At 66.2% G+C, this 7821-nt stretch carries 6 protein-coding genes; 2 read left to right on the plus strand and 4 right to left on the minus strand.

Translation table 11 applies throughout. The annotated features are described in order from the left end of the window. Nucleotides 1-275: 275 nt before the first annotated feature. The 3 genes from Q0A15_RS07435 to Q0A15_RS07445 are packed head-to-tail and all read right to left on the minus strand — an operon-like array spanning nucleotide 276 to nucleotide 3774. Nucleotides 276-1133 carry a MaoC/PaaZ C-terminal domain-containing protein gene (locus tag Q0A15_RS07435; protein ID WP_291278888.1) on the minus strand — a complete coding sequence of 286 codons (858 nt, stop codon included), beginning with the start codon at nucleotides 1131-1133 and terminating at the stop codon, nucleotides 276-278. Between the two features lie 3 nt (nucleotides 1134-1136). Further along, nucleotides 1137-2474: a 3-oxoacyl-ACP reductase gene (locus Q0A15_RS07440; protein WP_291278889.1), complete on the minus strand. Its 1338-nt coding sequence runs from the start codon at nucleotides 2472-2474 to the stop codon at nucleotides 1137-1139. Nucleotides 2475-2493: 19 nt separating this feature from the next. Further along, nucleotides 2494-3774: an acetyl-CoA C-acetyltransferase gene (locus Q0A15_RS07445; protein ID WP_291278890.1), complete on the minus strand. Its 1281-nt coding sequence runs from the start codon at nucleotides 3772-3774 to the stop codon at nucleotides 2494-2496. Between the two features lie 92 nt (nucleotides 3775-3866). Between Q0A15_RS07445 and Q0A15_RS07450 the strand changes: the two genes are divergently transcribed. Together Q0A15_RS07450 and Q0A15_RS07455 are read left to right on the plus strand one after the other, a co-directional pair. Next, the gene (locus Q0A15_RS07450; RefSeq protein WP_291278891.1) at nucleotides 3867-4532 is read left to right on the plus strand and encodes a TetR/AcrR family transcriptional regulator; all 666 of its coding nucleotides are present in this window, start codon (nucleotides 3867-3869) and stop codon (nucleotides 4530-4532) included. 77 nt (nucleotides 4533-4609) lie between these two features. Further along, nucleotides 4610-6664: an acyl-CoA dehydrogenase gene (locus Q0A15_RS07455; RefSeq protein WP_291278893.1), complete on the plus strand. Its 2055-nt coding sequence runs from the start codon at nucleotides 4610-4612 to the stop codon at nucleotides 6662-6664. 171 nt (nucleotides 6665-6835) lie between these two features. On the opposite strand, the gene Q0A15_RS07460 is transcribed toward Q0A15_RS07455, so the two are convergent. Continuing rightward, on the minus strand, nucleotides 6836-7821 hold a 986-nt coding region (locus Q0A15_RS07460; RefSeq protein ID WP_291278892.1), incomplete at its 5' end, for an HNH endonuclease signature motif containing protein.

A 7821-nucleotide genomic window follows, 5' to 3' on the forward strand; every position in this document is an offset into this window, starting at 1 on the left:
CTAGCTTGTGGTGCTCGCCCTCTTTTTCGTGGGGGGGGGTCCTCGCCCCCCCCCGCGCACAATGTGTAGGGCCGCAATCATTAAAACCTTGTTTGCGGCCCTACTTTGTTTTCCGGTGATTCTGGTCCGGTTCCGTTCCCCCCGGAAGGCCGGTCGCCTTCGTAGGCCAGAACCCATTCGAAGGCCAGGTCCCCTTAGAGGGATGGGGCCGATTAGAGGGATGGAGTCCGACGGCGGGCGGTCACCCGCAGTCGGACCTCACGCATTGCACCGGGTCAGAGAGCCCGGACCGAGCCGCTGAAGTGTTCCCGTCCCCTGCGCGCATCCCAACCTGAGAACGCTCCGTCGGACTCCCGAGCAAAACTCACCGTGCCCGGAAGCGATACCGGTGCCCCGAAGGTGATCTCCCATTCATGGACCTGGTCGGCCCGAACTGCACCCTGTAAGGCGCGTGCCGCGAGGTAGGTGCCGTGCGCTATGGCCCGTTTGCGGCCGAGCGCCTTGGCGGGCAGGGCTCCGAGATGGATCGGGTTCCAGTCCCCCAACACCTCGGCCCAGGCGCGACCGATGCTGGCGGGAAGTTTCCAGGCTCCGGTGGGCACCGGAGTCTGGAATGTGGCTCTTTCCGGACGTTTTGGAGCCTCACTTCCCTGCAGCCTCACACCCTTGGCCAAGTACACGCTGCGGGAGACGTGGACCTCGTCCGCGCCGGAGAAGAGCCTGGTGACGATGGTGACCGTGGTCCCGGCGTGATGGGCGGCCAGGTCCTGGGCGGTGGCCCTCACGGTGAGGCTCTCCCCCACACGCACCGGTCGCAGCAACGAGGCGTGGTTGGACAGATGCACGGCCCCCATGAGTGGCAACGGGAATTCCGGGCGGGACATCAGGGCCAGCGCCACTGGGAATCCGAGCCCGTGCAGGGCAACGGAATCGACGTGATCTGTGGTGGCCCCACCGACGAGCCGGTGGTAAGCCGTCAGGGTCGCGGCGGAGACGGAGGCGCCGTCCAACACCACCTCCAGATCCGGCAGCGAATCCGCGGAAACGGACTTCACCGTCTTCAGTGACCCACCGGCAGCCTTGGCGTAGAGCTTGGGCAGCGAGGGCGAGGAATCCAACGTGAGAACGGTCATGGTTCAGGCTCCGATCAGACTCTGGCCGCACACACGCAGCACGGTACCGTTGATACCGGCCGCCGCATCCGAGGACAGGAAGGCCACGCCCTCCGCGACATCGCGAGGTAGGCCGCCCTGCTGCAGGCTGGGTAGCACCAGGCGCCCTGCCCACTTGGGCCCGAAGGGCATCTTGGCCGTCATGTCGGTCTCGATGAAACCCGGCGCAACGGCGTTCACGCCGCCGTTGCCTTGAGCGAAGACGTCGGCTTCCGCCTGCACCAGCCCGATCACCCCGGCCTTGGATGCCCCGTAGTTGGTCTGCCCACGATTGCCCGCGATGCCTGACGTCGATGCGAGGGAAACGATGCGCAGACCGGTCAGTCCGGCCGCCTCGAAGGTTCGGTTCATGGCCAATTGCGACTCCAGGTTCACGGCCATGACCGAGTCCCAGCGGGCCTTGCCCATGTTCACCAGCAGCTTGTCCCGGGTGATGCCGGCGTTGTGCACCACGATGTCCAGTCCGCCATGACGGGAGCGCGCGTGGTCCAGGATGACCTGGCCCGCATCCGGCCGGGTGACGTCGAGCTGCAGCGCGGTGCCACCGACCCGGTTGGTCACGGCGCTCAGGGCCTCGCCCGCCTGCGGGACGTCCACGGCCACCACGGTGGCGCCGTCGCGGGAGAGGACTGTCGCGATCTCGGCGCCGATGCCGCGGGCCGCACCTGTCACGACTGCGACCTTCCCTGCCAGCGGCCGCTCGGGGTCGGCGGGCAGCTCGCCGCGCGAGGAATCAACGGTCAGGAACTGACCGTCCACGTAAGCACTGCGTCCGGAGAACAGGAAACGGAGGGCACCCAGCGTCGACGGCGCGGTGACGGACACGCCGTCGGCCACCACGATGCCGTTGGCTGTGGCGCCGCCGCGCATCTCGTGCGCCAGCGAGCGGACCAGGCCGGTGACGGCCTGGCGTGCCGCTCGGGTCCCCTGCCCGACGGCGTTACTCGCCGCCCGCGAGACCACCACCACCCGCGCCCCGGCCCCGAGCCGTCGTACGGCGGCGGCGAGTTCCTGCGCGGGTGCCGAGAGATCGGAGGGGGCAGCCACGTCGTCGAGCATGACGAGGATGCCGCCCAATCGGGTGTTCCCGGCGTCATGAGTACGGACGTCGAGGCCCCAGGTCAGGAGTTCCTCGGCGATCTCACGTGCGCCGTTCGAGGTGCCGATCAGCTGCACGGGCCCCGGCAGGAGAGGATCTCCTGCGCGGAAGCGGCGGAGCTTGGCCGGGCGGGGAAGCCCGAGCGACTTGGCGAGTGCTGCGCCGAGGCCGCGGGAGACGAACTTCTGGTATGCGTTGCTCATTGTGACTGGTCCCCTCGTCTCAGGCTGCCTTGAGGAGGGCGACGACACCCTGGCCACCGGCGGCACACACGGATACCAGGCCGTACCCGGAACCACGCTGATGCAGCATCTTCGCGAGGGTGGCGACGATGCGTCCGCCCGTGGCCGCGAAGGGATGGCCCGCAGCGAGCGAAGACCCTGCGACGTTGAGCTTGGCACGGTCCACGCTGCCCAGAGGCGCGTCCAGGCCAAGGCGATCGCGACAGAAGTCGGCGTCCTCCCAGGCCTTGAGAGTGGAGAGCACGGTGCCTGCGAAGGCCTCGTGGATCTCGACGAAATCGAGGTCGGCCAAGGCGAGTCCGTTGCGGGCCAGAAGCCGGGGCACCGCGTAGGCGGGCGCCATCAGCAGGCCCTCCTCGCCGGAGACGAAGTCCACGGCGGCCAACTCGTGATCCACGAACTCGGCCTGCGGGGTGAGGCCGTTGGTCTGCGCGAACTCGTCGGTACCGAGCAGCACCACGGAAGCGCCGTCCGTCAACGGGGTCGAGTTGCCTGCGGTCATGGTGGCCTCCCCCGGGAGGCCGCGGCCGAAGGCGGGCTTGAGCTTGCCGAGCTTCTCCAGAGTGGAGTCCGCCCGGAGGTTGTTGTCACGGCTCAGGCCACGGAACCCCGTCACGAGGTCGTCGAAGAAGTGCTCGTCATAGGCTGCGGCGAGGTTGAGGTGGCTGGCCAGGGCGAGTTCGTCCTGTTCCTTCCGCGTCACGCCCCACTTGAGAGTGGTGATGGCCTGGTGTTCACCCATGGACAGGCCGGTACGGGGTTCGTCGGTGCCCGGTGCCACGGGGGCCAGGTCGCGCGGGCGCAGCTTGGTGATCGCCTTGAGCTTGTCTTTGGCGGTCCGCGCCCTGGAGAGTTCCAGCAGCGTCGCGCGGGCGCCGTCGGAGACGGTGATGGGGGCATCGGAGATGGAATCCACGCCGCCACCGATGGCGGAGTCGAAACGGCCGGCGCGGATGGAGTCGGCCAGGGAGCCGATGGCCTCCATGCCTGTTGCGCAGGCCATCTGGACGTCGTAGGCAGGGGTGGCCGAGTCGAGGGTGGAGCCGAGGACCACTTCACGGGTCAGGTTGAAATCGCGGGAGTGCTTCAGCACCGCGCCGGCCGCGACGGAGCCCACACGCTGTCCCTGCAGGCCGGTGCGGGCCACGAGTCCGTCAAGGGCTGCGGAGAGCATGTCCTGGTTGGAAGCGCCGACATAGGCACCGTGGGCACGGGCGAAGGGGATGCGATTTCCTGCGAGAACGTAGGCGGGTGAGGCCATGAGTGTGTGCTCCTGTGATTGGGGCGTAAAGGACCTTGGGCGGTCGCCAGGGTTTGTATCCGAAACCCAGAGTACCTGGTACGCTCGGTATCGTGAAACAGCTCACCGATCTTGAAGGCACCGAGTCCCTGACGGGTGAAGACGAAACCTTGGATGGCAGGGAGACGCGCTGGGTGGATCATCGTAGTCGGAAACGGCAGGACCTCGTCAGGTCCGCACGCAAGTCCATTCACCTCAACGGCCCGGGCGTCCCGATGGACGTCATCGCCTCGGACGCCGGCACATCCAAGTCCGTGGTCTATCGCTACTTCGGCGGCAAGGACGGGCTTCGATCCGCCATCGGTGCCGATGTGGTTGACGGTCTCCGTGACGCCGTGGTGGCCGCAGCGGCAGCCACGTCGGATCCCGAAACCTCCCTGCGGGCCATGGTTCGCACCTATCTTGAACAGGCCGCATCCTCCCCCAATACCTACGCATTCGTCTTGGGTGGAGAGACCGCACCTGCTGCCGACGCTCCGTCCGACACGGTGCTGGCCTTCACCCGTGACCTGGCACAGCTCATGGGTGAACGGCTCGATGAGCTGGCCCCGCTCGAATCCTCACCTGGCCTGGCCGGGATCCGTGCCTATGCCGCTATCGGGTTGATTCGTTCGGCCGGTGAGTCCTGGTTGGCCGGGCCTGCACCACGCGGCACCCCAGAAGCCCTGGCCGCCACCATCACAGGGTGGCTGCTCGCCGGGCTTACCACCACCTCCTGAATTCCCCTGATTTCTTACCAGTCCGTTGACCTTCTCCGTTCCTCACCGAAGTTGGATCGAAAGTTTAAGGAAGCATGATGACCGACCCCCGCATCAACGTCGAAGCCCTCTCCCAGCAGTTGCTGGGACGGTGGGCCGAGGCCCGCGAGACGTCTCGCGAACTCGCCAAGCGCCCCGACCTGCACAAGATCGAAGGGCAGTCCGTGCCGGAGCACCGGCAACGGACGTTGGACAACCTCTCGACCCTGGTCAGTGAGGGTGCCATCAAACGTGCGTTCCCCAAGCAGTACGGCGGAGACGACAACCACGGTGCCAACATCGCTGCGTTCGAGGAACTCGTCACCGCGGATCCGTCGCTGCAGATCAAGTCGGGTGTGCAGTGGGGGCTCTTCGGCTCCGCCGTGTTGCATCTGGGCAATGCAGAACAGCATGACAAGTGGCTGCCGGGCATCATGAACCTGGACATCCCCGGGGCCTTCGCCATGACCGAGATCGGTCACGGTTCCGACGTGGCCTCCTTGGGCACCACGGCCACCTATGACCCGGAGACGGAAGAGTTCGAGATCAACACGCCCTTCCGGGCCGCTTGGAAGGAATTCCTGGGAAACGCCGCTCTGCATGCCAAGGCCGCGACGGTCTTCGCCCAGCTCATCACCAACGGCGTCAATCACGGTGTGCACTGCTTCTACGTTCCCGTGCGGGATGAGTTCCTGAACCTGCTGCCGGGTGTCTCCTCCGAGGACGATGGGGTGAAGGGCGGACTGAACGGTATCGACAATGGCCGCTTCGCGTTCGACCACGTGCGAGTCCCCCGCACCAACCTCCTCAACCGCTACGGCGATGTCGCGGCAGATGGAACGTACACGTCGTCCATCGACTCCCCCGGCCGTCGCTTCTTCACCATGATCGGCACCTTGGTCCAGGGGCGTGTGTCCCTGGACGGTGCTGCTGTGGCTGCTTCGAAGCTTTCGCTGCAGATCGCCACCACCTACGCCAACCAGCGCCGGCAGTTCAACGCTTCCTCCGACATCCATGAGGAGGTGCTGCTGGACTACGGTCGCCATCAGCGCCGCCTGATCCCCCGGATCGCGCGCACCTATGCCGAGTCCTTTGCCCACGAGGAGCTGCTCGCCACGTTCGACGGCGTGTTCTCTGGTGCACACGACACCGACGCGGACCGGGAGGCACTCGAGACGCTCGCTGCGGCGCTCAAGCCCGCCAGCACCTGGGACGCGCTGGACACCATCCAGGAGTGCCGCGAGGCCTGCGGCGGCGCCGGCTTCATGGCCGAGAACCGCTTCACCGGCCTCCATGCCGACCTGGATGTCTATGCCACCTTCGAGGGCGACAACAACATCCTCCTGCAGCTGGTCGGCAAGCGCCTGCTCACCGACTTCGCCGCTGAGTTCAAGGGGATGGATGCCAAGGGCCTGGCCAAGTACGTCCTCAAGACCGGAGCCGACGCCGTGGCTTCGCGCACCGGCGTGCGCGTGCTGGGCCAGGAGGCCCACGATGCCGCCTCCACCCGGCGTTCCGTCGCGGAGTTGAAGGACCCCGAGGTTCAGCGCGAGCTGCTGGAACAGCGTGTGAACGTGGCCGTCGCCGAGATCGGCCGCGCCATCCAGGGTGCGTCCAAGAAGTCGCCGGCCGAGCAAGCCGCGGTGTTCAACGAGCACCAGAACGATCTCATCGCCGCGGCCAAGGTTCACGCTCGTCTCCTGCAGTGGGATGCGTTCACCCGTGCGCTTGAGAACGTCGAGGACCGGGACACGCTCGAGGTGCTCACCTGGGTACGCGACCTCTTCGCGCTCACGAGCATCGAGGACGAACTGGCTTGGTACCTCATGAACGGCCGACTCTCAGCCCAACGCGCACGGGCACTGAAGGACTACGTGTCCCGTCTCATCCTGCGTTTGCGTCCTCACGCGCAGGATCTGGTCGATGCCTTCGGGTACACCCAGGAACACCTGCGTTCCCCGCTGTCATCCGGGAAGGAACAGCAGCGTCAGGATGAGGCTGCTGAGTACTTCCGCCACCTGCGAGCCGACCCGAATTCCCCCGTGGACGAGAAGGTGCTGCGCAAGCGTGCCAAGGCCGAGGCCAAGAAGCAGAAGGTCACCGTAGTGCGCTGATCGAGTTTCTGTTTGGTTCGGTGCAGGGCGAACGGCTCTTCCCAGTCCAAACCCAGCTCTTTCCAGTCGAAACACTGAGCACAGCGTGAGGCGCCCCTCCTGGTGGGGAGCGCCTCACGCTGTGATCTGCCATATGGCTTACCGGCCGTGGTCTGCACCAACTCGGACAGGCTATGCGGTGCCGTGTTCGAGGAGTGCGTGGGCCATTTGTTTGAGGTGGTCTTCTGCGGCGAAGATGGTGTCTTCTTGGTTTTGGAGGTCGTGTTCGCGGTCGGTTTGTTGTTGGCGTTGGTCTCCGCGGCCGTCGCGGTAGCCGCGCCAGTAGTGATCTTCTGCCACGGTCATGGGTGACTCAGTGGGGAAGGCTCGGGCCGGTGAGGTGAACTTCATGCCGGTTGAGAGGACGGTGATGATGGCGCCTGCACCGAGGCTTCCGGTGTCTCCGCCGGAGGCTGGATTTGTGGTGGCTCCGTCGGATTCTTTGATGAGGTTGTGGCGGGCGCAGAGGCCCTGGCCGTTGGAGTAGCTGGTGGGCCCGCCTTCTGCGTGGGGTTGGATGTGGTCCAGGTGTCTGATGGGGGCGTCGCAGAAGGGGAAGCGGCAGTGCCCGTCACGCAGGGCGAGCATTGTGCCTAACCCGTCGGGGAAGGTGCGGGCGGTTGATTCCATCCGCATCAACGCCCCCGACCCCGGTTCCGTGTAGAGCCGTCGCATGGTTGCGGAGTGTCGGGTCTGGGCGGTGTGGATGAGTTCCCTCGCCATTTCGGCCGGGTAGGGGCCCAGCCCGAAGATCTGGGCCGGTTGGTCGGTGATCCCGAAGGCCGCCAGATCGGTGATGACCAGGTTCACGTGGACCCCCACCCCGGCCGGGAGCAGGAGTCCCAGGGTCGAGTCGTACTCCATTCCGGCGGGAACCCATACATCACCGGCAACACCCTCATCCTCTGCGGCTTCGCCGGGAACAAGGTGGCTGAACAGGTCCCCGACGCTTTCCACGTCAGTGAAACCGGTGGTCGGGGTGCAGGACTCCCCTGCCGCATTCCCGTCAGCGCTGACTTCGGGTGTTTGGGTGCGGGGTTGGCCTGGTTGTCCGCCGCAGCCGATGTGGTGGGTTTTCAGGAACTCGTCGGGGACGCCTTTGGTGGCTCGGGCCCAGC

Origin of the sequence: Galactobacter sp. (assembly GCF_022712295.1) — a bacterium.
Taxonomy (GTDB): domain Bacteria; phylum Actinomycetota; class Actinomycetes; order Actinomycetales; family Micrococcaceae; genus Galactobacter.